The sequence below is a fragment of the Telluribacter roseus genome (assembly GCF_017355915.2).
Classification (GTDB): Bacteria; Bacteroidota; Bacteroidia; order Cytophagales; family Spirosomataceae; genus Telluribacter.
The window spans coordinates 1-24,349 of record NZ_JAFEUV020000020.1 but is presented as its reverse complement, the minus strand read 5'-3'; the positions used below and the strand labels follow the sequence as shown (position 1 = coordinate 24,349).

10 protein-coding genes are annotated in these 24,349 nt (G+C 51.4%); 1 reads left to right on the top strand and 9 read right to left on the bottom strand.

Annotated features, from left to right (window positions below; genetic code table 11):
* Positions 1-41: 41 nt before the first annotated feature.
* The 8 genes from JTN23_RS23740 to JTN23_RS23705 form a co-directional block, all read right to left on the bottom strand.
* Positions 42-1,673, bottom strand: a complete 1,632-nt coding sequence (locus tag JTN23_RS23740) for a glycoside hydrolase family 43 protein (RefSeq protein WP_247237624.1) — start codon at positions 1,671-1,673, stop codon at positions 42-44.
* A 92-nt stretch (positions 1,674-1,765) separates the two neighbouring features.
* Positions 1,766-4,255, bottom strand: coding sequence for a glycoside hydrolase family 95 protein (locus JTN23_RS23735; RefSeq protein WP_247237622.1), 2,490 nt, complete (start codon positions 4,253-4,255; stop codon positions 1,766-1,768).
* Between the two features lie 297 nt (positions 4,256-4,552).
* Entirely contained in the window at positions 4,553-5,257 is a 705-nt protein-coding gene (locus JTN23_RS23730) for an NUDIX hydrolase (RefSeq protein WP_409049471.1), read from the bottom strand.
* Between the two features lie 641 nt (positions 5,258-5,898).
* Positions 5,899-7,932, bottom strand: a complete 2,034-nt coding sequence (locus tag JTN23_RS23725) for a fibronectin type III domain-containing protein (RefSeq protein WP_247237576.1) — start codon at positions 7,930-7,932, stop codon at positions 5,899-5,901.
* 2 nt (positions 7,933-7,934) lie between these two features.
* Positions 7,935-12,290, bottom strand: coding sequence for a hypothetical protein (locus JTN23_RS23720; protein WP_247237575.1), 4,356 nt, complete (start codon positions 12,288-12,290; stop codon positions 7,935-7,937).
* Between the two features lie 21 nt (positions 12,291-12,311).
* The gene (locus JTN23_RS25960) at positions 12,312-14,555 is read right to left on the bottom strand and encodes a fibronectin type III domain-containing protein (protein ID WP_247237574.1); all 2,244 of its coding nucleotides are present in this window, start codon (positions 14,553-14,555) and stop codon (positions 12,312-12,314) included.
* 12 nt (positions 14,556-14,567) lie between these two features.
* Positions 14,568-16,325 (bottom strand): hypothetical protein, encoded by a 1,758-nt coding sequence (locus tag JTN23_RS23710; protein ID WP_247237572.1) that lies wholly within the window; start codon positions 16,323-16,325, stop codon positions 14,568-14,570.
* A gap of 1 nt (position 16,326) precedes the next feature.
* Positions 16,327-21,999, bottom strand: a complete 5,673-nt coding sequence (locus tag JTN23_RS23705) for an Ig-like domain-containing protein (RefSeq protein ID WP_247237571.1) — start codon at positions 21,997-21,999, stop codon at positions 16,327-16,329.
* Positions 22,000-22,430: 431 nt separating this feature from the next.
* On the opposite strand from JTN23_RS23705, the gene JTN23_RS23700 reads away from it, so the two are divergent.
* Entirely contained in the window at positions 22,431-23,705 is a 1,275-nt protein-coding gene (locus tag JTN23_RS23700) for a response regulator transcription factor (protein WP_247237570.1), read from the top strand.
* Positions 23,706-24,166: 461 nt separating this feature from the next.
* Here the strand turns inward: JTN23_RS23700 and JTN23_RS23695 are convergent.
* Positions 24,167-24,349: hypothetical protein (locus tag JTN23_RS23695; protein ID WP_247237569.1), on the bottom strand; the 183-nt coding region annotated here is incomplete at its 5' end.

Sequence of the window (24,349 nt, the reverse complement as noted above, 5' to 3'; positions counted from 1 at the left end):
CAGAATATCAAAAATGAAATATAAAAAAGGGGTAATCTATGTTACTTGTACATGGGGTCATCTCCCCCGTATTTCAGGTAGCTGAACGAAGCTGTATTTGTCGATGGCTCACCCGACGACGTGGCGTAGAGGCCGTACACACAGCCGATGAACCCGCCCGCTACTTTAGTGCTCAGGAATCTGGCGTCCACATTGTCTTTCAACAGAGTCCAGTTTTTTCCGTCGGTGGCTACGTGAAAGCTGTACGTATCGCCTTTTGAGGTAATGCGAAGACCCGTTTTACCCGAGGAGTTGGCCAGCGGCAGCTCAGCCAGCAGTTCCATGTCCTTTTCCTTGGGTTTGCTCTTATAAAGCTGAAGCACGGCCTTCCCCTGGGCCATTGATTTGGCTAAAAAATAGAAGTGTCCTTCGTCCTGGAAAATAACTAGTCCCGCTTTTTCTTTCTCTGACTTAGGTGTAAAATCCAGCTCCGTTTCGGCCGTGCTGTAGAGGTGCTGCTGGCGTTTGCCGATGAAGGCCGGGTTGCCCATCTCCATGACCGTTTCAGGCTTCAGTTTGAGGGTTAACCCCTGCTTTTTGGAGAGCGAGAACCAGCTCCTATCAAGGGTGCGCATGAACAGCAGGGCGGGGTCAAGCGCCTTATCGAAGGTTAGCGTGTAACTGAAGTTTCCGGATTGCGGGAGCGCTCCCTTGGGCTTTACCTCCTTATAGCCGACGGGGTACCCGTACTTTATTTCTTTACTATCCGGGTTAATGATTGGCCAGTCGTTTTTCCACTCCACCGGCGCAATAAAGGTTTCGCGGCCCGTGTTGTAGTAGTCGCCTTCGTAGGGACGTACAGCCAGGAAAATGGCGTACCACTTTCCGTCGGGGCCTTCTACCAGCTGCGCGTGGCCCGCCGAGGTAACGGGGTTTTTGCGGTCTTCGGGCAGGTCTTTCTGCCTCAGAATCGGATTATGTTCATAAGGCACATACGGTCCCCAGACGTCTTTGCTGCGTAGCACGACTTCCGTGTGGTTGACCGACGTACCGCCCTCGGCCGCGTACAGGTAATACCAGCCGTTGCGTTTCAGGATGTGCGGGGCCTCAATCCAGACCGGCTTTTTGGACAGGTCTACCCCGCCGTTGACCAGTTGTTTTTCGTCACCCTTCACCTTCAGGTTCCGGTAATCGAACTCGTACATCCGGATGGTCCGGTGACCCGAGTACAGGGGCTTGCGGTCAGGGGCGTCGCTGTTGTAGAGGATGTAGGCCTTGTCCGTTTCTTCGTCGAAGTAGATGGAGGGGTCGATCCCTCGCACCTGGGGGAGTTTAACCGGATTGCTCCAAGGTCCGGCGGGATTGGTGGCCGTTACCACAAAGTTGCCGTCATGGTCGATGTCGGTGCAGGTCACGTAGTAGGTCCCCTTGTAGTAGCTGATGGCGGGTGCAAAGAGTCCACGCGTCATCGGCTCGCCCATAAAATCCATCTGCTCGGGCCGGTCGATGACGTTACCGATCTGCTTCCAGTTTTTTAAGTCCTGGCTGTGGAAGACCGGTATGCCGGGAAAATAGGAGAAGGTGGAATTGACCAGGTAGTAGTCCGTCCCCACCCTTACTACGCTCGGGTCGGGGTAAAAGCCGGTCAGGATGGGATTTACCAGGGTCGTCTGCGCAATACTGGCCGAACCCATAACGCAGCTAAATACTGCAAATGCAATTAGATTCAGGTACTTTCTCATCAGTATACTTGGAACAATATCAGGTTAATTGATCTGCCATTGAGTTATCGGGCTACCAGGGTATATACCTTTCCGGCCTGCGTAGGCATATCGTACAGCAGCGTTTCTTTTAGGGTCAGCGCTGACTTACTGGCTTTTGGTGATACAACGGGAGCCGGAGTATCGTCGGTGTGATAAAACAGGTTTGGGTTTTGGCCCGACGCGGTCGCCAGTGCCCCTCCTCCGTTAGTTTTCAGGGCATTGGGTACCCGCAGACGTAGGTTTCCGCCCAGGTTGGATTTGACTGCTAGCTTCGTCAGCTTACCGTCTTTCCACTGCATGTCAACTACCTCGAAACCACCCAGCGCCCGAAGTCCCGTTACGCTGCCGGTTGGCCAGACGTCAGGCAAGGCCGGCAGGATATGAACGGCGCCATCGGCGCTTTGCAGCAGCATTTCGGTGATGCCCGACGTGCAGCCGAAGTTGCCGTCAATCTGAAACGGCGGGTGGGCATCAAACAGGTTATTGTACGTACCGCCCCCTTCCCTGTTGACTCCTAGGGGCGTAAGCTGATTCTGAATTAAGGTATACGCATGGTTTCCGTCCTGCAGGCGAGCCCACCAGTTGACTTTCCAGCCCATACTCCAGCCGGTTGATACATCACCCCGGTGAATGAGGGAGGTTTTGGCCGCACTGTACAGCTCGGGTGTGCGGTAGGGGGAGATTTGATTGGACGGAAACAGGCCGTACAGGTGCGAAATGTGCCGGTGTTTATCGTTGGGGTCGTCGATGTCTTCCAGCCATTCCTGCAATTGACCGTGCTGACCAATGTGCATGGGCGGTAGCTTGCTGCGCATCTGCCTCAGCGTATCCACAAAAGCCGCATCTTTTTTCAGAATTCCGGCCGCCCGGATGGCAGTACTGAATACATCGTAGGCAATCTGATTATCCATGGTGGTACCCGCATCCAGTGATGAGCCGCCGTGGGCCTGGGGCGCGTTTTCGGGAGAGGTACCCGGATTGACGACCAGCCAGTGGTACCTGGGGTGTTCGATCAGGTAATCTACGTAGAACAGGGCGGCCCCTTTAAGAATGGGATACACCGATGCCAGATAAGCTTTGTCGCCGTTGTAGAGGTAATGCTCCCAGAGGTGCTGGGCCGTCCAGCCGCCACCGGCCACCCACATACCCCAGGTGGCTCCGTCAATGGCGCCGGTAGCCCGCCAGATGTCGGTATTATGGTGAGCCATCCAGCCTCTGGCGCCGTACATCACACGGGCCGTTTCCTGCCCCGTTTCCGACAGCTCTCTGACCATCCGCAGGAAGGGCTCGTGCAGCTCCGCCAGATTCGTTCTTTCGGCGGGCCAGTAATTCATCTGGGCGTTGATATTGATGGTGTACTTGCTGTCCCAGGGCGGCCGCATTCGGTGGTTCCAGATGCCCTGCAGGTTGGCAGGTTGACCCGGTTCCGCATCGGCGTACCGTCCGGCGCGGGCTGGCTGCGAGGACGAAATCAGCAGGTAGCGTCCGTACTGATAATAGAGCGCGGCAAACTGCGGGTCGTTGACAGTCCGGAAGTTCTTGAGTCGCTCGTCGGTGGGGAGCTTGGCCACGTCAACGGGAGTGGTCCCAAGGTTTAGCCGGACCCGGTTGAAGTAGCGCTGATAAGCGGCTATATGCTCTTTCAACATAGTCGCATAGGCTTTGAGGTAGGCTTTGTTCAGGTATGCGGCCGCCCGCTCATTCTCGTTTCCGCCAAGGTCTTTATACGAATTGAAATTGGTGGCAATGGAGATATAAATTGTCGCGGCATTGGCCCCGTTGACGGTGAGGGTGGTATCCGTTGCCGAGAGCATTCCGCCCTCCGTTTTAATGCGGGCAATGCTTTTGAATCGCACCATGCCTTTTACACCTTCGTGGTCTGATGTAGTACCCGTCAGCGTCAGGTCCTTGGCCGGGGTAGTTTGTATGGAAGACGCAGGCTGTGGTGTGGTATACGACGCTTTGAAGGCCAGCCGGCCCGGCTGGCTGGCGGACAGTCGCATCACCAGTACCCGGTCGGGCAGCGAAGCCAATACCTCACGGGTGTAGGTCACCCCGTCGACCGTGTACGACGTTTTGGCAACGGCCCTTTCTATATCCAGGTCCCGGTAGTAATTGGTGTAGTTATCATGCCCCTCGAAGGTCAGGTGCAGGTTACCTACGGGCTGGAACATCTGTCCGTGCGACTTTTTGGTGATGATCGATTTGTTGGCCAGTTGCTCGGCTTCTTTCTGCTTCCCGTCAAAGATCAGCTTCCGGACTTCAGGCAGGGCAGCTAACGCATCGGGGTTATCATTCCGGTTGGGGCTACCGCTCCAGACGGTATGTTCGTTCAACTGGATGGTTTCCCTGGCTACGTTGCCGTAGACCATGGCTCCCTGCCGACCGTTACCAATAGGTAAGGCATTTTCCCAGATGTTTCCGGCGGGTGTAGTATACCAGAGTTTTAATGCCGATTGGTCCTGCGAAAAAGCCGTAATTGATAAGCTTGTTAGAGCTAAACAAATGAGCATACAGCTCCACCGGGGATTGGTATAATGGTTGTAGAGGTAACGGATCATGCCGACCTTAACCTTGTCGGTGATGCCCCTGGTTTGGCTTCGGGCTAATGCAGTCAACACCGGGAATGTAAGGGTGAAGAATAGTAAATGGATTTTCATGAGATTACATAGGTACAGGCTGTTTCAATTCAGCGCAATGGGTTGATAGATAACTGAAACTTTGTGATGCATACCGGTGGTTCTCCTTTTTTTAGCCAATTGTGTTTTTCTGACACAATTTTAGATAAGCATTTAGGGTAGTTAAGTTTTCTAATCCTCAGCCATAATGAGTTCGGGCATAAAGCCGAAGTTGCCTTTTTGTTGCCGGATGTACTCCGGGGCATTAAGGGTATAAAGCTGGCCTTTTTTGGTCTGGGAGCCCATGTCTTTTTCCCCGGTTCCCACTAACAGCTTTGTCGACAGGACCTTCCGGCTAAAATTCCGGCGATCGAGCTTGGTGTCATAAATGGCTTCGTATAGTTTCTGAAGCTGAGGAATAGTAAACTTTACTGGTAATAGTTCAAAGCCGACTGGATTAAGGGCTGCTTTTGTGCGCAGCCTATTCAGAGCCTCCTCCACCATGCGATCGTGGTCAAAAATGAGCTTAGGTTTTTTGGAGAGACTAATCCAGGATGCATTGTGCGACCTGATTGCATTCAAATCCTGGTCTTCAATATTAACCAGGGCATAGTAGGCAACTGAAATCGTACGTTCTACCGGATCCCGGTTAATGGCCCCAAACGTCTGAAATTGCTCCAGGTAATTGTTGTCGAGTCCCGTCAGGTCATATACTATTCGGTGCGCAGCATCTTCCAGGTTTTCGCCCTCGTTGAGAAAGCCACCCATCAGCGACCACTTGCCAATTTCTGGTTCAAAGTTCCGCTTAACCAGCAGCAGATTGAGTCCTTCCCCGTCGAAACCAAAGATGATACAATCGAGTGCTACCAGAATTCTATGGGTATGTATATAGGGCATCAGTTAAAACCAGGTTATTCTCATAACATAAAGGCCAATCAATTGTGTAGCTACTACACAATTACATATTTTTTCTTATGACCCATTATTTAAACTAGTAATCATCGTTGGACTCAGCTGAATGGGACCTATTTTGTTGCATAACCTTTTACCTCTGAAGACAGGCTACCTTAGGAGGTATTAGACTGGCTATGATACAGCCGGTGACTGGCTCTAACCCAAAATGTTCCTATTAGCTATTATAGAGGGAGGAGCTTGAAGAGTAGGTTATATACTATTGCCTCAGGTAACACCTAAGCATGTTTCTGATAGATGGCTCCTATCTAAACCTTCCTGCACAAAATGGCCCCATCTATGGCCCCAAGCAAAAAAAGGCCCCGCTTATGGCCCCACTTTTCAAGCCTTTTTAGGACCATATTCATAGATATGATTGACTGAAATAATGGCTTTATTTTTATCAGACGAAGCTTATAGGAATAGCTAGTTAAGGCTTAACAAATTCTTCTTACCTTCAATTAATCCAGGCTCATCTACTCAAGATTTCCATCAGTTAACCCCTACTGCTTTTGTTATACAATTCCAAAAGTAGCGGCAATCAATGGTGTATAATTTTTTTATATTGCAATTGCAGATTTGTCAATCTACAACTGGATTTCAGCTTTGGCCGAGGAGGGTGACAGGTAGCCCTCTTTCAGCCGGGCCTGGATGACGTAAGTATGTTTGGCATCTTTGTGCAGCTGATCATCCACGCACGCCCCTTCACTGGCATCCACCACCTGCCAGGTCGATAGCTCTTCGCCCGGGTACTCCCTCATCACCACAAACTCCTCAATCGCCTCCAGCTGGTCGGCTTTCCAGGTGAGTACTACCTGCTGCTTCTCCTCGTCGTAGACCGCTTTCACCTCAGTAAAACGGATGCGGGTCAATTCTTCGGCCGATTGGATAACCACCGGTACATAGGCCCCGGCGGTATTTCCACCCTGATCCTCCACGACCAGGTCGTACTCATACAGCGTATGGGAGGCTACGGTGGTATCTACGTAGGCCGTCAGCGCCTCTTTCGGACTGAACCGCCGGAGTGGTGTCCATTCGCCTCCCTGCTTGCGTCGCTGGAGGGTAGTGTGCAGGATATCATCGTCGGTAGGGTTTACCCATTCCAGTGCTACCCGTTTTTCGGCTACCTCATAATCCGTAAAATTAGGCTTTGTAGGGGGTACCAGATCGGGGCGCTTTACCACCGCAACCTCCGATAGCTCTGAGTGGTTGTAACGCTTGTCGATGGCCAGTACATAGTAGTACATCTTCTTATTGGCTACGTTCTTTACCGCTACCGAATCCCGATAGGCATGGGTAGTGATGTAGCTATCGGTAATGCGCGTGGGGGTACCCAGCGAGTCGTTGGCCGCGAATACGTAGTACCCCATGATGTCCTCTTCGGGGTTGGCCTTCCACTCGAGCGTCAGCAAGCCTTCCCTTGATATAGCACCTTTGACGGCTACCGGAGGCGCCGGGGGAATGCTGTCGACTAACTGGACCAGACGGGGCGCCGACGCCACCTCTACCCCCTGACTATCGGTATAGTGTACCCGCACATACACCGCCCGGCTCTTGGCCCGGAAGGTAGCCGATCGGGTCGCAGGCGAAAGGTTGTCAACGGCGGTATCATAGAACTGGTCGATGAAATTGGACTGCGACAGCCGGACCTTCTCAATGTACTTCTCCATCTCCTTCGGAAACTCCCACTGCACGGTGAGGCCTTTATCCTGGGTCATTTCGCCCGCCAGACCGGTGGGTAGCGGCAGCGCCGGAATAGCCATCACCTTGACCACATTGGAGGGCTCGGAGGGTTGCGTGAAGTAATCCACCCCACGGATACGGTAGTGGAACAGGGTATCTTTGCGGGGGATCAGCTCCCGGTAGCCCATGATACTGGTGGCTTCGGGGCTGCTGTTCATGTACGGGTTCTGGTTCAGACGCTTGTAGTTGACGCCATCGTCCGAACGCTCAATGACGTAGAAGGCAAAGCCGCTCCGGTAGGCCTTTTCATCCCAGGTCAGGTCCAGGGTCTGCTGCGTGGCCTTGCCGTTAAGGTTAAGGATGGGTGCGTACTGGGTAGGCTCGGCGGTATTGACCTTAATGGCTGCCGACTGGGCCGGATTGCCCACCAGCGATACGGTATAGGTATATACCTGCCCCGGCTCAGCGGTGGAGTCTTCCAGGCCGACGCCCGCTACTTTGGACGACTCGTAGTTCAATAAGCTACTCATCATAAAGAAGTCGTAGCTCTGCCGGAGTTGCGCTGCGGGCATCTTGTCTTTGACACCATCCTTATACAGCGCTACCGATACCAGGGTCATGTCCTGTTGTTTGGTACTGTCGTTGTAGTTCTCAATGGGCTCTACGTTGGGCAGTACAGGCCCTTCGGTAAGCCGGACCTTAGTACCACGCGCGTCGGTACGCTCAATGATATACCCCTTGTCAATGCCCTGCGCCCAGGTACTGTAGCTAAGGGGAATCCAGCGTAACAAGACCTTGCCGTTGGCTACCTTGGCGATCAGGCCCAGCTCCACGGTTTTGGGAGCTGGCCTGGGTGCCGTTTTAGTGGGTTGAGCAAGCAGCAAGCTGCCCGTCGAGAGGATATAGAGAAGGGTTAAAAATAAGGATCTATGTTTCATGTCTAACGAATAGCCGGGATGTTGTAACTGATTTCGTGGTTGTCGCGGTTGTAGAACTTCAGGCCGTCCTTACCAAATTGCAAATAACGGGCTTTATCATGGGTGCCCGAACCGGTTGGTACGCTTCCGTCCGCCCGCTTGAACACCAGGTTGCCCCGGCCTTCAAATTCAAATTTGGTGATGCCCTTGCCCCAGGTATTAGATGACCAGATGGCCGACGTACCATTGCGGTACACTACCAGGTTACCATCTGGCTGGAACTTGAGGCTATAGCGTTCGCCCCCTGACGTGATGGTCATTTCCTGATTCGGCGCCAGCGTAAAGGGCGGACGTATGATACCCCGCTGCTCTTCCTCTGCTTTCTCGTCGGCTTTGGGGAATTTGAAACCATAGGTACCCGTAGACCAGACCGCTTTTTCGTTGCTGTCGTAGATGACCAGGTTCCCATCGCCCTGCTGGATAAGCGCCTGTCCGTTCTTGTTGTAGGTATCTGACGACCACACCGCTTTGGTGTCGTTGTAGGCTACGATATTACCGTCCTTCTGGAAGGTCATCTTTGTAACCTGCTTTCCGTTGGTGCCCGAGGCCCAGAGAGGTACATTATCCCGGGTGTAGCTTACGAGGTTTCCGTCATTCTGATACACGATGTAGAAGTCTTTGTTCTTCGAGTATATCTTCTGCTCTTTCTTGAACTCGTGGCCCGCCCAGATAATGCCTTCCTCTATGTCAGCATCGCGTTTTTCGGCGGTGGGTGTGATGATGTTGGGCGTACACTCCTGACCCAGATTGATCTTAAAGAGGAATTCCTTATCGATGATCGTTCGTTCGTAGCCCAGCAGCTGCAGCTTCTTTATGTACTTACCATAGAGCAGACCATCGAGGTACATAGGAGCCGGTACCCCCGCCTTGCCAATAACCAATCCGTTCAGATCACCGACATCAAACCGCCAGGGGCCAAACCACTTCCATTTGGGTATTTCGACTCCGGCCGTCACATTGGCATAGAGGTAGAACTGACCCGATCCGTACATACCGTCGATACGGGCCCCGGATAGACAGAGGGCATTGTCGTAAGAGCCGACTACAATATCAAAACCAACCCCACCCCCGATGCGGGCATAGAAAGGATCGTAGCGGTACTCTTTGCCGTCAATGTTAAGCGATGCACCGATGAGCATCCCGTTTTTAGCGCTCATTTTGCCGGAGATATTGTCGGGCTGGAAGAGTTCAAACTTGGGATAGCCGCGCTCGACCGCTTTCTTGTTGGCTACCTCCAGCTGGCTGATCAGCCCATCGGGGTACTTGCGTACCATCTGGTCAGCGGGTGGCAGACGCCCCAGATCCAGATAAGCATCCCCCCTGATAACGGCACCTGCTCCCAAGTCGAACTGAGCCATCAGCGGCCTGGTAGGGGTACCCAGCCAGGAGTAGAAACCTTCCTTGCCGAGGTACATTGTAAGGTCCCCGACCTTGTTCTTCTCGTAGCCGCCCGTCAGTGCTCCCATGTCCAGGAAGGCAACACCATCGACAAATAAGCCGCCCCGCTCCAGGTCCAGTTCCGCACCGATATTGGCTACGAATGCCCCTGTTTTGGCATCTTTCTTTCCATCGGCTTCGTTTGCTTTGGCTTTGGTATCAGCCAGGGTTTTGGCACCACTCCCCTCCTCTACGCCTTTGGACGAAGAAGCAAAGCTGGCTTTCAAGCTTGCTTCGTTAGGTACTTCGTAGCTCTTGGCTTTTACACGGACATCTCCGTACGCCAGCACACTCGCAATACCGTACGAGCCGCCGATGTTTACGGTCAGTAGGGCATTGCCATCAAACAGATCGCCGGGCTTGGGCTTGATGTTGGAGAATGGCGCCCCTACGATCAGGGAGTACCGGCCCGACTGAGGGACAAATTTCTTCTTGAATACCGAAAACTCCGATGCTTCTTTGGTGGGAGCCATCTTAATTGCCAGTCCCGCGGCAATACCATTGATCTGGAGATTCTTATCTACAAACCGCTTTACGGGTGCATTAGGATTGGCGTAGGATCCATCAAGATAGAAGTAGCGGCCAACGGGTTCCTTTATTCCGTATATGGCGTTCATTTTTATGGTGGAAGGATCTTCTTTGCCTATCAGCATCGTCAGGCGCCCCATAAATCCATCACCATAATCAGGATCCTTCTTCATGCTTTTCAGTCCTCCCTCAAATTTGAAGGCACTGAAATCTCCTTTCAGCTCAATTTCTTTAATATTCACACTATTGTAAGCAAACCTGAACTTTTCGTTCTGCTCACCGTAGTCGAACACCAGGCCGATGTCGCCCTTCCCACTCAGCGACTTCTCCAGCAACGATACCCTGAACACTACGTTGACCGCTAATTGCTCCTGCTTGCTGCCTTCTGCTTTTGTATCCTTTTTGGCATCTTTCGCGTCAGCCTTTTTATCCTCTTTCTTATCTGCGTCCTTCTTATCCCCATCCTTTTTCTCGGCCAGCGTCTTTACCTCAAACTTTTCGATAAAGATGGGGTAGTTGTTGAATTTGCTGGATGTATCCGAATAGGCGAAGCTACCAATCCGGAAATAAGGCGCGGTGGTCATGAACTGGCAGTCAGTAAATGCCACATTACGGAAGCCTATAGCCTTGGTTGTATCTTTAGTAGGGCACCCCTCCGGCTGCTTGTCGATGTCTTTGGTTGTAGCGTCCTTGGGCTTGATAGCAAATGTCCAAGTACCATTCAGGGTAGCCTTTGCTTCAAATCTGGCGTTTTTACCTCTCTCTTTTGCCAGCATCAGTTCCACCGCCGAATTTGATTTCAGGGTAGCCTCTCCACCCAGGAATCCGAATTTACGATCCGAGGCAAATTTGACCGCCAGCGCGTAGCTATTCACTTTATCGCTTACACTCACCAGACCCGAATAGGCCAGCAGCATAGCTTTGCTCTTATCGGGCTTCGCAGCTGCGTCTTTCTTCTCTTCCTTCTTCTCCTCTTTTTTATCCCCCTCCCCATTTGTATCACACGTAGCGACGGTCTCGTCCTGAGGGATCTTGACCATGCCCTTCATGACGAACTTCTTGCAGGTGGAGTTGATAAAGTCGATCTGCACCGTATCAACCGACATATCCCACTTGGAGATAGGGCGGGCATCATCCAGCCTTACTACATTGAATCCTTTGAAAGAGCCCGTCAAACCCACATCCCCGATCACTACGTTGGAAGCCGAGAAACTCCGGAGCGGCTTATCTTCGCTGGCTTTATCGTCCGCCTTGGCTACCGCTTCTTTCTTGTCCGCTTTGGTGGAGTCACCCTTTTCTTTCCCACTCAGCTCTTCGGGCAGGTATACTTCCAGCTTTTCAATGTACAGTCCGGTCCATTGCTTGCCTTTCTTTGCGCTGTTGCTCTTGTAGAGGGTATCTACCTTACTGAGTGTCTCGATGACTCCTTCGGGAGTCACTGTTTCGCTCAGATCCAGTGTGACGTTATCTACCTTAAAGCCCACCTTATCCTTGTACGCTTTGAGGGCAAAGGGCGAAAAGCTTAACTTAACAATGAACTCGTCCAGCCTCTTGAACTTGTCGGACAGGTCGATGGTCGCATCCAGCTTGGTGATGACCCGCTCGGTCGAATCTTTCAGGGGCTTGCCTTTCTTATCCAGTGGTACAAAGTAGTCAGGGTTCAGCCACAGTTCGCCCCCCAATTTCAGGGTTTCGAGCTTGCCGCAATTGTAGTATACCGAAGTAGCATCGCCGAAGTTTCCGTTGTCTTTGATGTCTCCCCCTTTCAGGATGTACGAGTAGCTCTTGGTTTTGTAGGTGGCATCGCCGAGCAGTACCAGCCGGCCACTTTCAAAAAAGCCCCCTTCGCTGTTTTCACGGTACTTGAGCTTATCGGCCCCAAAGAAGAAGGTGTAGCTGCTAACCCGTATCTTCAGGAACATGGATATCTCGCTGTAGCCGGGGTAGATCTTTACGTCGTTGAAGCATATAGCGACCTGCCTGTTGCCCTCCGTAACGAGGTTGACCAGCAACGGGAACTCCACGGCCGCATCGGTCCGGTAGTCGGGCAGGTCTTTTTTCTCTTTCTGCAGCTTCTCAAACAGCTCCTTTGCTTTGGTCGCCGACCCAGAGTTCTGCCCCCCCTTCTTATCGTCCTTATCATCTTTCCGGATGCCAGCTTGCATTGGTGGACGGTGGCTGCTCAGGCTTGACACCTTAATGGAGGAAGCACCATACTGCCGTTTCAGATCGCCGATCAATGTGTTCACGATCCGCCGTTTCAGGGCCATCTGGCTGGCGGGCTCCTTGCCCCCGGCCAGAGCCGTCGACAGGCTCATTATAAAAATTACCGTTGCTACTAAATATGTCTTCATGAATGAGTACAGACAGAGGGATTAGTTGAAGTTGATTCTAGCTCCACCAATCGAGCCGTTGTAAAACTGGTTGAATATTTCTTTAAGGATTTTGAAGGACACCTCCTTAGGATTTTTGGAATAGATATCCTGAAACTTCTTAGGATAACTCGACAGGTACCCTTCTTTCTGTGCCTTCTTGGGGTCAAGTCCTTTCAGCTCCTCATTGATCCCATCGGAAGCTCCGTCCACCAGCTTTTTCAGTTTGTTGACGTGCTCTTTATCCTTCTTCGTATCCTTCAGTCGTACTTCCAGGGCTGCAATCTTTTCCTTCAGCTTCTCTTTGGCTTCGCGGGTTAGCTTCTCCTCCTTCTTTTCCTCCTTTTTGTCGGCCTTCTTCTCCTCTTTCTTTTCTTCTTTCTTCTCTTGTACTTTCTTTTCCTCTTTCTTGTCTTCCTTCATATCCGCTTTTTTATCGTCCTTCTTGTCGCCGTCTACTTTTTTCTTCAGGCTACTTATCCCCTTTGACAACAAGCTGTCCTTGACCATGTAGAGGTTGTTGAGCGTATCGAGGTTTTTCTTGTAGGCTCCCCATTTCTTCTCCATGTCCGAATAGGTGATCAGGGCCCGACCCAAGCTCTGGCCTTTGGTGATATGGTCGTTGATCTTTCGGCTGATGGAATCCAGCTGCTTACCGATGCCATCGGCCATCAGCGAGTCGTAGGGAATTTTGTCAGAGATACGCTTGAGATCTTTGAGCTTCTCGGCGTTGTAGGTTACTTTGATAGAGCCCTCTTTCAGCTGCTTATCGGCATTGAATTTGGCCTTATCGTCCATTTCGGCCCAGATATTTACCTTCTTGACGGGCAGCTTCAAATCTTCCGCGAAGGGAATACTCCACTGCAGTACGCCCTTCTTGTCGCCGGCATTGACGAACTTAAAATTTCCGGCAACCAGTACATCGGCCGGTTTGGGATCATAGGATGATCCGGCATCGATCGCCAGCCCCGGCTTTTCACAGGTAGGGTCCAGCTTTTTGAGTCCGGTACTATCGGTTTTGGCCTCTCCCTTATACTCACTGTTGTCTTTTTTGACGCCCTCTGCCTTTACAAAAGCAGCAATGTCATTGCTCTCCAGATTGATGACCTCCGAGACTATCTTCTCATTCTTCTCATTGATGCCATACACGCGCAACTGGTAGTTTCTGGACGGGTTCAGGCTGTTAAAGGCGAAAGAGCCGGTGCCTGCTGCGAGGGGCTGATTACTCTGCCAGCTGGCACTCCCCTTCTCGGCGTACTCCACCAGAAACGATTTATGCTCCGGCTCGCCTTTCCAGGAGAAGGTTGCCATCTTATTCGCCTCATCCCAGGCCGCTTTTAGTTGGGTGGGAGGCAGGAGCCGGCTGCCGTAGGTAAAGTACTGGATCTCGGAGAAGCCGTTGTTACGGAATACCCCTACGTCTTCGCGTCCGCGCTTGGCAACGGCCTGTACCCGGTACGCATAGACCCGACCGGGTATCAAAGGCGGAAAGGTCGCGTTGTAGTTGAGCGTAGTACCGCGGGTACGGGTGGTGTAGTAAGCAGGCTGGGCCAAAAACAGGTTCTGGATATTGGCATTGAAATGACCATTGACCAGCAGGTCCGTGATCGTAAACTCGTACTCCACATCGCTGACGTTGGTATGCCGGGGTGCCCACTGGAATGTGATATTCTGGGGAGCCATCGGCTCCATGAAGATCTGGTTTTGCGGCATTACCCACACCGGAGGCTCATTGATAGAGATCCATACAGGATTGGCCCACTGTATACCCGAGATGGGACGGTTGGTCTGGAAGTCGACGATCTCCACCCCAAACCGGAAAGCGCCTTCGTTGAACGGGCGACGGTACTGATCCGGGCTTACTTTGAGATTATACTGCTTGAAGTAGTTGGCTACCTGATCGGCCGGCAGGTTATACATCTGTCCGTAGCTAAGGGTCAGAGGCGGTTCGCCCTGCACCACATCCGTGCTCTGGATCATAAATCCCTGTCCTTCGATATAGATCCGGATCCGGAATGCGCGTGAGGCCATGGTACGGTCATTTTGCTGTACCTGGATGGATAGGTTAGTCTGTGAAGGGTTACTGAAATCGGCCAGGTAGATCGGATACGGTGGCAGCTGCGTGAAACGAGCCACTACTGGATAGTACTCCTGAGCCACGGCGGCGGGTACTCCGGCCAGCGTACCCAGCAGAATAGTCGTTATGGCGTATAGCTTACGAAGGGGTAATAGAGGGTAGATATTCACAATCAGACAGATCTAAAAAGTAAAGTTGTAACCTACATTGCCGTTGAGGTAGGTGTTGACACCCGTTCTTACTAATCCTGCATTGGCGCTGAAGTTGTGGCTTTTACCGACACGCATGTTTGCCATTACTTGAGCATTCAGGGCCAGGGAATTGTCCTGACTAGCCTCTCCCATCGTATTAGTGACCGAGATGGCAGACATATTGAACGTGGTATTGAACCCACTCGCAAAGGTCTTCTGCAGACCGACGGTCGGCCCTACCCCCTGGATAGTACCTGAGTACAACATATTCCTGAAATACGTAAGGCTGGCATTAACGGCCGCTTTCTGCTGGGGGAAGCCCAGCGTATAGGTCAGGGAGGAGTTCAGGATATTAGTAGTTCCGGTCGAATCAATGACATTGGCCCGGCGGTTATTTGAACCGATGTAGCTGGCCGAAAAGCTCAGCGATGATTCCTGAGTCTCTGTCTTGCGCAGTACTTTATTGGCATTGTAGCCCAGGGTCCTGGACACCATCGCGTAGGATAGCGTATCAATGATCTGCCCCGGTACCCGCACCAGTTGTGAATAGGTATCATTGAGGAAGCGGTACGATCTGAAATTGGAGAAGTTCAGACCCATATTAAAGTCTTCGCTGATGCGGGCGTTGGCATTTAGTGAACCAACCATCCGGCTCTGACTATTGGCCTTCCGTTTTAGTATATCATCCTTCTGGTAGCCCATATTACCCCCGATGCCTAGCCGCCCCTGTAGCAGTTGCTGGCTGAAGTTCAGGGTGTAGTTGGCAAGGTCATTCACGAAGTAGTAGCCCCCCAGGGTTGAGTACCCCGGATCTATCCGCTCATACCCCACCCCCACGATGGTATTGGTGGCGGCAATGTTGTAGTTGACATTACCCTTGAAAGCATTGTAAGACTGCGTAGTAGCATTACCCCGCATAAACAGACCAGCCAGGGTCCGCAGGGGTACCCGGGCATACTCGGTGGCCTGATCGTTGGTAATGACGCTGTTGGAGTACTCCGCGTTAACCTGCAGGGCGTGGAAAAGCGTGGTACCGAAGTTCAGGCTTACTACCATGTTATCCTTCGGGTTGATGACCTGGTTCTGGAACCGGCGGTTCAGCAGCGGCAGGGTATTGGCCACATCATACGCCTTAAACATGGTGAGCCCGATGGTATAACTGCCCGGGTTGTAGTCAGCCCGGAAGCCATAGCCCATCCGGCGGTAGGTGGGGCCGGTGTTGGTGGTGTCGGTATACTGCGACCGGAGCAGACGCCCGCCCATAAGCTGAATGCGCCACTTGTCGGGGGTAAGCTCGAGCCCGCCTCCCGTAAACTGGTGACCATTGAGCGTATAGGGCGAAAAGGTCATATAGTTGGTACCTATATAGGCCCGCGCCCACTTGTACGAAGGGCTGATGCTGAACTGGTTGAATGAATAGCCTTGTGAAAGCTCCACCCGCCGGTCAGAGTAATTGAAGTTGAGCGGCACAGAGACACTTCCGTACAAATTCAGGTTTAGGTTGCCACGTAAGAAGTAGTTCAGCGGACCAGCGACATCGGGAATTCCGCTCGTAAAGAGTGTAGTGGCTCCCACCCCACCGGTTACCACTAAGGGCTTGGCCTTAGCAACTGTTTCAAGATCGACTGACTGGGCAGTGACAGACCGCAGCCCGGCCCACAGAAGGAGAAGGAGGGCATACGTTTGCCAGGAGCGGCATGTATTATGCTGGCTCATGATGGATGTAATTAGTGCCAATGGGCTGGTCATTTTATCGGTTAATCAGCAGGATCTTGGATATTTTGGTCGTTGGCGTCACTACCGTAAGAATGTAGGTACCGCTTATCAATTGCATAGCAGGCAGATCCAGTGTGACGGGGTCTGACCCCGTGTTGGTGAAGCTCTTTCGTACTAGTACCCGATCGCCAGCGGATGAATGTACCATCACCGTAAAGTCTTCGTTGGCTTCATTTTCAACCGCCAGCTTCACCTGATTTCCGGTTACCGGATTACCCATTACTTCTACCTGGAAAGGCCTCATACCCACCGGGGCCGGGAAGCCTCCGTTGTTGATCTGGTCTCTGATCTCGATCGTTTTGGTAAGCGGGTACTCGCAGTTGTCCACGGTTACCGTTTCTACAATCTTATAGGTACCTACCTGTGGGAAGCGGATCTTAACGCTATAGGCATCCTGGCTTACCAGATTACCACCGATGTACTGCCAGCGAATGGCACTGGGTACCGGATTGGTAAGATCCACACATACGACCGGCTTATCTACAAGCGCTTCGCTAGGCAGCGTAAAGAGCTGCTTGACGTAGGTGAATGGTTTGACAGTCACCTGCTGCTTACCACCGCAACTGTTCTCATCCAGGGCCGTTAGCTCATAGATACCCAATGAATCGGCCTGTACGATTGCTCCCTGCCTGGTGGTACCATCGGGGTAGCTCCAGATAAAGCTTTTCCCCCAGCTTAGGGTTGAAGCATTAAGTGAGAAAGGTTGAGTAGGACATACTTCCAGTTCCTTGGCCAGGTCCAATGGTCTTGGCTCAGGTGAGGTCAGCGCTACGGGAGTCGATCTGAGTACACAGCCTTTATCATCCGTGATTGTCAGCATGGTCTGTCCGGTTCCACATACAGCCGTTAGTTGTGGCTGAGTGGCATTGATACCGCTCCATTCGTACCGGAAGGGCGCAGTTCCTCCTTTTACTTCGGAAGATAAGGTGGCATCGCAACGACCATAGCAACTTGGTGGGGTGTACTTAGTTCCTACGCTGAAGGCGGAGGTACTATCCGCGATGGCTACCTGACTGGTGGTCTGGCAACCTGACGCATCTGCCACTGTGATCGTGTGTGTCCCCGTGGGAAGCTTTGGGATGGTATTACTAGGTACGGTAGTACCATTCCAGGTGGCTGTGTAGGGAGAACGACCTCCGGTTATCGTTAAGGTAGCTTCTCCCAGCGGTTGGGACAAACAGTAGTTTGGAACTACTTTCGCTACCTTAGAAGTCAATAAGTCCGGCTCAACCACTTGTACTTTGGCCGATACTGAAATCTGATTAGCATCCGAAACCACCACTTCGTACAAGCCAGGAGCCAGGTTATCAACGGTGAAGCCTTCAGTATTCATCGCTTCCGTAGCGCCACTACCCGTCAGGCGCAGCCACTTGGTTTTGTATGGAGACTGTCCCGCGTACGCGACACCTCCGGTTACTGCAATAGCTATTTTCCCGTCCTTACGGCCAAAGCAACTGATTGAATCGACCTTAGCTACTATCTCGATCCGCTTAGGCGCAATCAGGCTCTGGCTAAGGGACTGCCCACACCCGTTCTTGTCTTTTACAACGACCCGGTAATTGCCTCCATCCAGATTGGATAGCTTACTGGTAATTCCGGTAGCCGTTGCCGTAATCTGACTTTTATGAGTAATATCTGCGCTATTGGCATCATACCAGTTTACAAAATAAGGGTTGATACCACCCGAAACACTGATTTCTACGGATCCATCCTTTGAGTCAAATGAGCGGGGATTCGTAGCCGTTACCAATTGAGTAACGACGGCCGACGGTTCGTTGATTGTAACTGAAGTAGGAGCCATTACCTCGCACCCTTTCCCATCTACTATACTAATAGAGTAGGTACCTATATCCAGGTTGGTGAGGGTAACTGATTCGCCCGAGAAGCTAACAGGGGTACCATTGTTAATCCTGTACGTAAAGTTGCCGTAGTCGCTCTTTGCATTCAGCAAGACCGTGCCATCGCGCTTTCCGAAACAAGTCACATCCTTAGCGCTTAGAGAAGCAGTAGGCTTTTGAGGCTGCGTAATTGACAGGTTGGAAGTAACCGAACAACCGATACGGTCTTTGACTGTAAACTCGTAGGTACCGATGCTCAACCCATTCAATGTATTCGCAGGACCTCCACTCTGATTAGTCCAGCTAACCGTGTACGGAGCGCCCGCCGAGCCGGAAGGAGTGATGCTGATCGAGCCATCCGCTCCTCCGAAACAGGTCACATTCTTTACGGAAGAAGTAAATTCTACCGCAGTATGTTGTACTACAGTAATGGCGTTACTTTTTGAAAGAGAGGTACAACCTGAGTTGGTACACGTAGTGGTATAGGTACCTGCACGCTGTGTGGTATACGTCACCCCAGTAGCGATCAGCTTATCATCAAGAAACCAGTTGACAGTACCGGCACAGCCCGTTGCCGTTAGCAAGGCCTGCTCACCAATGCACAGGCCGTCAGGCTTACTAGTTGATATGGTAGGAGGAGCAACGTACGTAACTGTAAGTTCAGCCACGCTGCTGAGCAGGTTACCGCAGGGGCCTTGTACCTCTACCGAATATTTTGCTCCATTCTGTACTGCAGCGGCTGCTGTAACTTCATAAGTGGAAGCCATGGCTCCCGTTATGGCCTGCCCATTGCGGTACCACTGGTAGCCAGTGACCGTACCGCTGGCCGTGACAGTGAAGCGGGCAGTACTGCCTTCGCATACCTGTTGGGCTACCGGTTGTATACTGATCCTGACGGGCTCATTGACGACCAACTGCGCAGCGCTGCTGGTGATGCTCTGCTGATCGCAAGCACCAGTACCGAATATTTTGACGGTATAGTTACCTGCGTCACAGGTGGAACAAAGCTCCGTCAGTGTCAATGTAGATGTGCGGCTGCCGCTCAGGCTCCCAGCTTCATCCACCAGATCCACCCCATTCTTCATCCACTGGAAACCACCGGCGTTGCTGGCTGTGATGGTAAAGGTATAGTTCTCACCAACACATTTAGTAGCTCCCACGGGCTGAACTGTGATGGTGGGTTTGGTATTGACCGTAAGCTGGACTTCACTACTGTTGAGTGTACCGCAGGGTCCCAGTACCTCGACGGAGTACTTAGTGCCGTTCTGCGCGGCACTGGCAGCTGCAACTTCGTAAGTGCTGCTAGTAGCTCCTGTTATAGCTTGGCCGTTGCGGTACCATTGGTAGCCAGTGACCGTACCGCTGGCTGTGACAGTGAAGCGGGCAGTACTGCCTTCGCATACCTGTTGGGCAGAAGGCTGGCTGCTGATCTGGACAGGCTCGTTGACGACTAGTTGCGCAGCGTTGCTGGTGACGCTCTGCTGATCGCAGCTTCCCGTGCCGAATATTTTGACTGTATAGCTGCCGGGATCACATCTGGCGCACAAGGAGGTAATGGTGAGTGAAGAAGTCTCGCTGCCGCTCAGCCCATCTTCATCCACCAGGTCTGCTCCGTTCTTCATCCATTGGAAAGCACCGGCGTTGCTGGCCGTGACGGTAAAGGTATACTCCTCGCCAGCACATTTAGTAGCTCCCACGGGCTGAACCGAAATGGTAGGCTTGGTATTGACGGTAAGGGTAGCTTCCTGGCTGCTCAGGTTACCGCAGGGGCCTAGTACTTCTACTGAGTACTTGGCTCCATTTTGTGCCGCACTGGTTGTAAACTCGTAGGTGGAAGATGTGGCTCCTGCTATGAGCTGGCCATTGCGGTACCACTGGTAGCCAGTGACCGTGCCGCTGGCCGTGACGGTGAAGCGGGCGGTAGCGCCTTCGCATACCAGCTGGTCGGCCGGCTGGCTGCTGATGCTGACAGGCTCGTTGACGACTAGCTGCGCCGCGCTGCTGGTGACGCTCTGCTGATCGCAGCTTCCTGTACCAAATACTTCTACGGTGTAACTGCCGGGGTCGCAGCTGGCGCACAGGGAGGTAATGGTAAGCGAAGAAGTAATGCTGCCGCTCAGGCCGGGTTCATCCACCAGGGCTACTCCGTTCTTCATCCACTGGAAGGCGTCGGCGTTGCTGGCGGTGACGGTAAAGGTATAGTTCTCGCCTACACACTTGGTAGCACCCAGAGGTTGCACCGTGACGGCAGGCTTAGTATTGACAGTGATTGCAGCTTCCTGACTGGTCAGGTTCCCGCAGGGGCCTAGTACCTCTACAGTGTACTTGTCGCCATTCTGTGCTGCATTAGCCGCAAACTCATAAGAGGAAGATGTGGCACCTACTATGAGCTGGCCGTTGCGGTACCACTGGTAGCCAGTGACCGTGCCGCTGGCCGTGACGGAAAAGACTGCCTTCTCGCCTTCGCATACCTGCCGGGCCACCGGCTGGCTGCTGATGCTGACGGGCTCGTTGATGACTAGTTGCGCGGCGCTGCTGGTGATGCTCTGCTGGTCACAGGCGCCTGTACCGAATACTTCTACTGTATAGCTACCCGGGTCGCAGCTGGCGCACAGGGAGGTAATGGTCAGCGAAGAAGTAGTGCTGCCGCTCAGACTAGGTTCATCCGCCAGGTCAGCTCCGTTCTTCATCCACTGGAAGGCACCTGCGTTGGTGGCATTGACGGTAAAGGTATGTTTCTCACCTACACACTTGATGGCACCCACAGGCTGCACTGTAATAGCGGGTTTGGTATTGACGGTAAGTGCTGCAACGCTACTCATAATGTTGCCGCAGGGGCCTTGCACCTCGACCTTGTACTCATCACCACGCTGCGATGAACTGGCTGAAAACTCATAGGTGCTGCCGTTGGCTCCCGCTATGGCCACACCATTGCGATACCATTGGTGGCCGCTGACGGTGCCACTGGCTGCTACAGTAAAGCGGGCGGTGCTGCCTTCGCATACCTGCTGAGCCACCGGCTGTGTACTGATGCTGACGGGCTCGTTGACGACTAGCTGCGCCGCAGAGCTGGTGACGCTCTGCTGGTCACAGGCGCCCGTACCGAACACTTCTACGGTATAGTTACCCGGGTCACAGCTGGCGCACAGGGAAGTAATAGTCAGCTGGGCGCTCTGGCTGCCGCTCAGCCCATCCTCATCCGCCAGGTCCACTCCATCTTTCATCCACTGGAAAGCACCTGCATTGGTGGCCGTTACGGTAAAAGTGTATTCATCACCAGCACATTTAGTAGCTCCCAGGGGTTGAACCATGATGGCGGATTTGGTATCCACCATAAGTTCAGCTTCCTGGCTGGTCAGAGTATCGCAGGGGCCTAGTACATCTACTGAGTACTGCTCCCCATCTTGTGCTGCACTCGCGACAAACTCGTAAATACTCCTGGTCGCCCCCGCTATGGGCTGACCGTTGCGGTACCACTGGTAGCCAGTGATCGTGCCGCTGGCCGTGATGGTGAAGCGGGCGGTACTGCCCTCGCACACCTGCTGGTCGGCCGGCTCATCATCGATGGCTAAGCAAGGATCATTAGCTGGTTTAGGGGTTCCGGCATCCAGCCCTGTCCTTGCCCTGTAAGTGGTGATCACAGCTAATCCCCCGTTATGGCCAGGGGCATCCGCACAGATGGATTTGGCGTTGGAAGAAATGTAGCCGCTGAATAACAGGAAGAGTATAGAGTTGATAATAGTCAGATACTGACCAGGTAGCTTACACTGGTAAGACCTAAACATTACATTACATAAATTATCAATCATCAAGGGTCTGTTTGGAGGATGATTAGGGGAGGTCAAAAAAGGATCTACCATAAAACCTGGAACCCACAGGCAACCCTGATCTGATATTGTTCAAGGTTGCCCTGGTCCGGTCGTGTGTATAGTAGTTGGCAAATGTATTTTTGACCTAACTCATTCATATCATCCTTTCGGGTAGTTTTTACAAAAAGAGGAGACTACCCAAAAGGGTAGTCTCCTCTTTTATAGTATTTATAATCAGCCTTTTAAACTCCCTTGTTCTATATTAGCGAACAAATAATTTTGGCCTCCATCAGCAGGCCAGCTTGACCAGGCGTCAATTTTTTTGACTTCTACAGGAGCTTTCAAAGTAACTTTATCTATTATTCATTAACTTTGATTCCTCGAAAAGCCCCCCTATACACCATCTGTTTATTTCGTTATTTATATATTTTATGAAATTATTATCTGGACGTACTCTTTGGAGCGTCTTGACTATTTTGCTACTGATTTCTCCTGCCTTTGGTCAAACAGATACCTTTCGCCAGCTTGAAGACAAAGTCTATCAATTAAATAATGCTTTAAAATACCGGGAATCCCAGGCACTGCTATTACCAGTTCTTGAAAGCACATCTCTCAGTGCTGAGGATAAGTACCAAGCTTCACTTCTGCTTTCCTATACCTACAAGAGGGTGCTGGATTATCCATCTACGCTGCAGTTTCTCGAAACAGCCCGGCAATTTGCCCGGCAGACTCCACGTAATGATCAATACCAGGCGGCTATCCTGGCTCAGGAGGCTTTTGTTTACTTTGATATACATGAGTACGAAAAGTCAGATCGAATAATGCGTGCCATCGAAAAGACAGGGTTCCGCCATATTGATCTGGAGAACAAAGCCAAAATAGTCATGCAGCAGGCATACCTGCTTTTCATGCGTAAGCAATACCAGGAGGCCGAAACCACCTACGACAAAGCTATTGAATGGCTACGTGCGTCCTCCCCGTGTGACTTACCCATGATTTATGTAAAAAAGATGCAACTCTACTCAGCCATGAATCAGATGGATAAAATGCAGGAGGCCCTGCGCCATTCCAGTACCTACGCTGATTCGTGTGCCATCATAAAATATGATATATATGCGTACAGTGAGCTGCTTACTATCTATAAGAATAAGAATGATATAGAAGGGATCGCTTTTGCAGCTAAAAAGTTGGATACCCTCAATAAGATTTTTGCCCAGGCCGAAAATATAGCGGCCCTCCATAACCAGAAGGAGGCCATGATGCTAAAAACGAAGGATCAGCACTTAGCCGCCCAAAAAGCCAGTCACCTCTATCTAACTCTCCTTATTATTGGTCTTTTAATCATAGTTGGAGCCTTAGGTGTGTGGTTATACTTATATCGCCGGCAAAAAGCTTTTATGGAGAAGGAAATAGTCCGAATGTCTGCTGAATTGCAATCCTATATCATTCAAAGTAAAACCAGCTCCCCCGATCTATCAACTACCTCGAATATAAACACCAACTTGCTGTCTGAACGTCAGAGACAGGTGCTGGATCATTTAGTAGCTGGCCTGGCTAATAAAGAAATTGCGGATAAGCTCTGCGTCTCTGAGAATACGGTTAAATATCATATAAAGAACATTTACCAACTGTTTGATTTGAAAGACAGAAAAGATCTATTCGCTAACCTGAACAAGAAAGTAGGTAACCACATGCATTTAGAGTAATTTGTGAAATAGTAATGGCACGAACGTGCCATGCAGCACATCTACCGCAGCAATTCCTTACACATGAGTTTCTTTGTAAATATTCTAACTTCATCTTTTTAGAAGAAAGAGGCAGTAAGCTTCTTACTCCTTCTTAGCTACCCCACCTTTTCCAGCTCAGCCTTGGCCACGTCCAGTCCATATAGATATACTGCACGGGCAACTCCGCTGATTTTTTAGCTTTCTCTTCAATTGGCATATATTTGGAGTAGGGTCATAAAAAGAGCCATGCCTACCAGAGCCTGTGAGATGCTATATCCTAATGGGGAGAAGACTACGACCTGGATTAGCGCGGTCTTATCAAAACTCTGGTTGAAACTGCTCACATAGCGCTTAGCATATATGTACGCGACAAAGATGTCGATAACATCCTGAAATCCATAAGGAAGGCGAAAGATGTCGAAGGCGAAGAAATACCTTGCTTATCCTACCATCATAAAGTTGTATCCTAATGCAGGTTTGTCGTTGAATATCTTTATTGATAGATGAATTAGTTTGTAAACTACTGTCAGGCTGATTTCTATGACAAATGCAAGTTGTTCTGGTAGGTTGTCTGATTTTTTATCAGGGCGAATATCAGGTGAATGATCTTGTTTCTGACCGCA

Coding starts and splice junctions, on each gene's coding strand:
- JTN23_RS23740 (WP_247237624.1), bottom strand. CDS start 1,673: ATGGGTTCGGCCAGTATTGCGCAGACGACCCTGGTAAATCCCATCCTG.
- JTN23_RS23735 (WP_247237622.1), bottom strand. CDS start 4,255: ATGCTCATTTGTTTAGCTCTAACAAGCTTATCAATTACGGCTTTTTCG.
- JTN23_RS23730 (WP_409049471.1), bottom strand. CDS start 5,257: ATGCCCTATATACATACCCATAGAATTCTGGTAGCACTCGATTGTATC.
- JTN23_RS23725 (WP_247237576.1), bottom strand. CDS start 7,932: ATGAAACATAGATCCTTATTTTTAACCCTTCTCTATATCCTCTCGACG.
- JTN23_RS23720 (WP_247237575.1), bottom strand. CDS start 12,290: ATGAAGACATATTTAGTAGCAACGGTAATTTTTATAATGAGCCTGTCG.
- JTN23_RS23710 (WP_247237572.1), bottom strand. CDS start 16,325: ATGACCAGCCCATTGGCACTAATTACATCCATCATGAGCCAGCATAAT.
- JTN23_RS23705 (WP_247237571.1), bottom strand. CDS start 21,999: ATGATTGATAATTTATGTAATGTAATGTTTAGGTCTTACCAGTGTAAG.
- JTN23_RS23700 (WP_247237570.1), top strand. CDS start 22,431: ATGAAATTATTATCTGGACGTACTCTTTGGAGCGTCTTGACTATTTTG.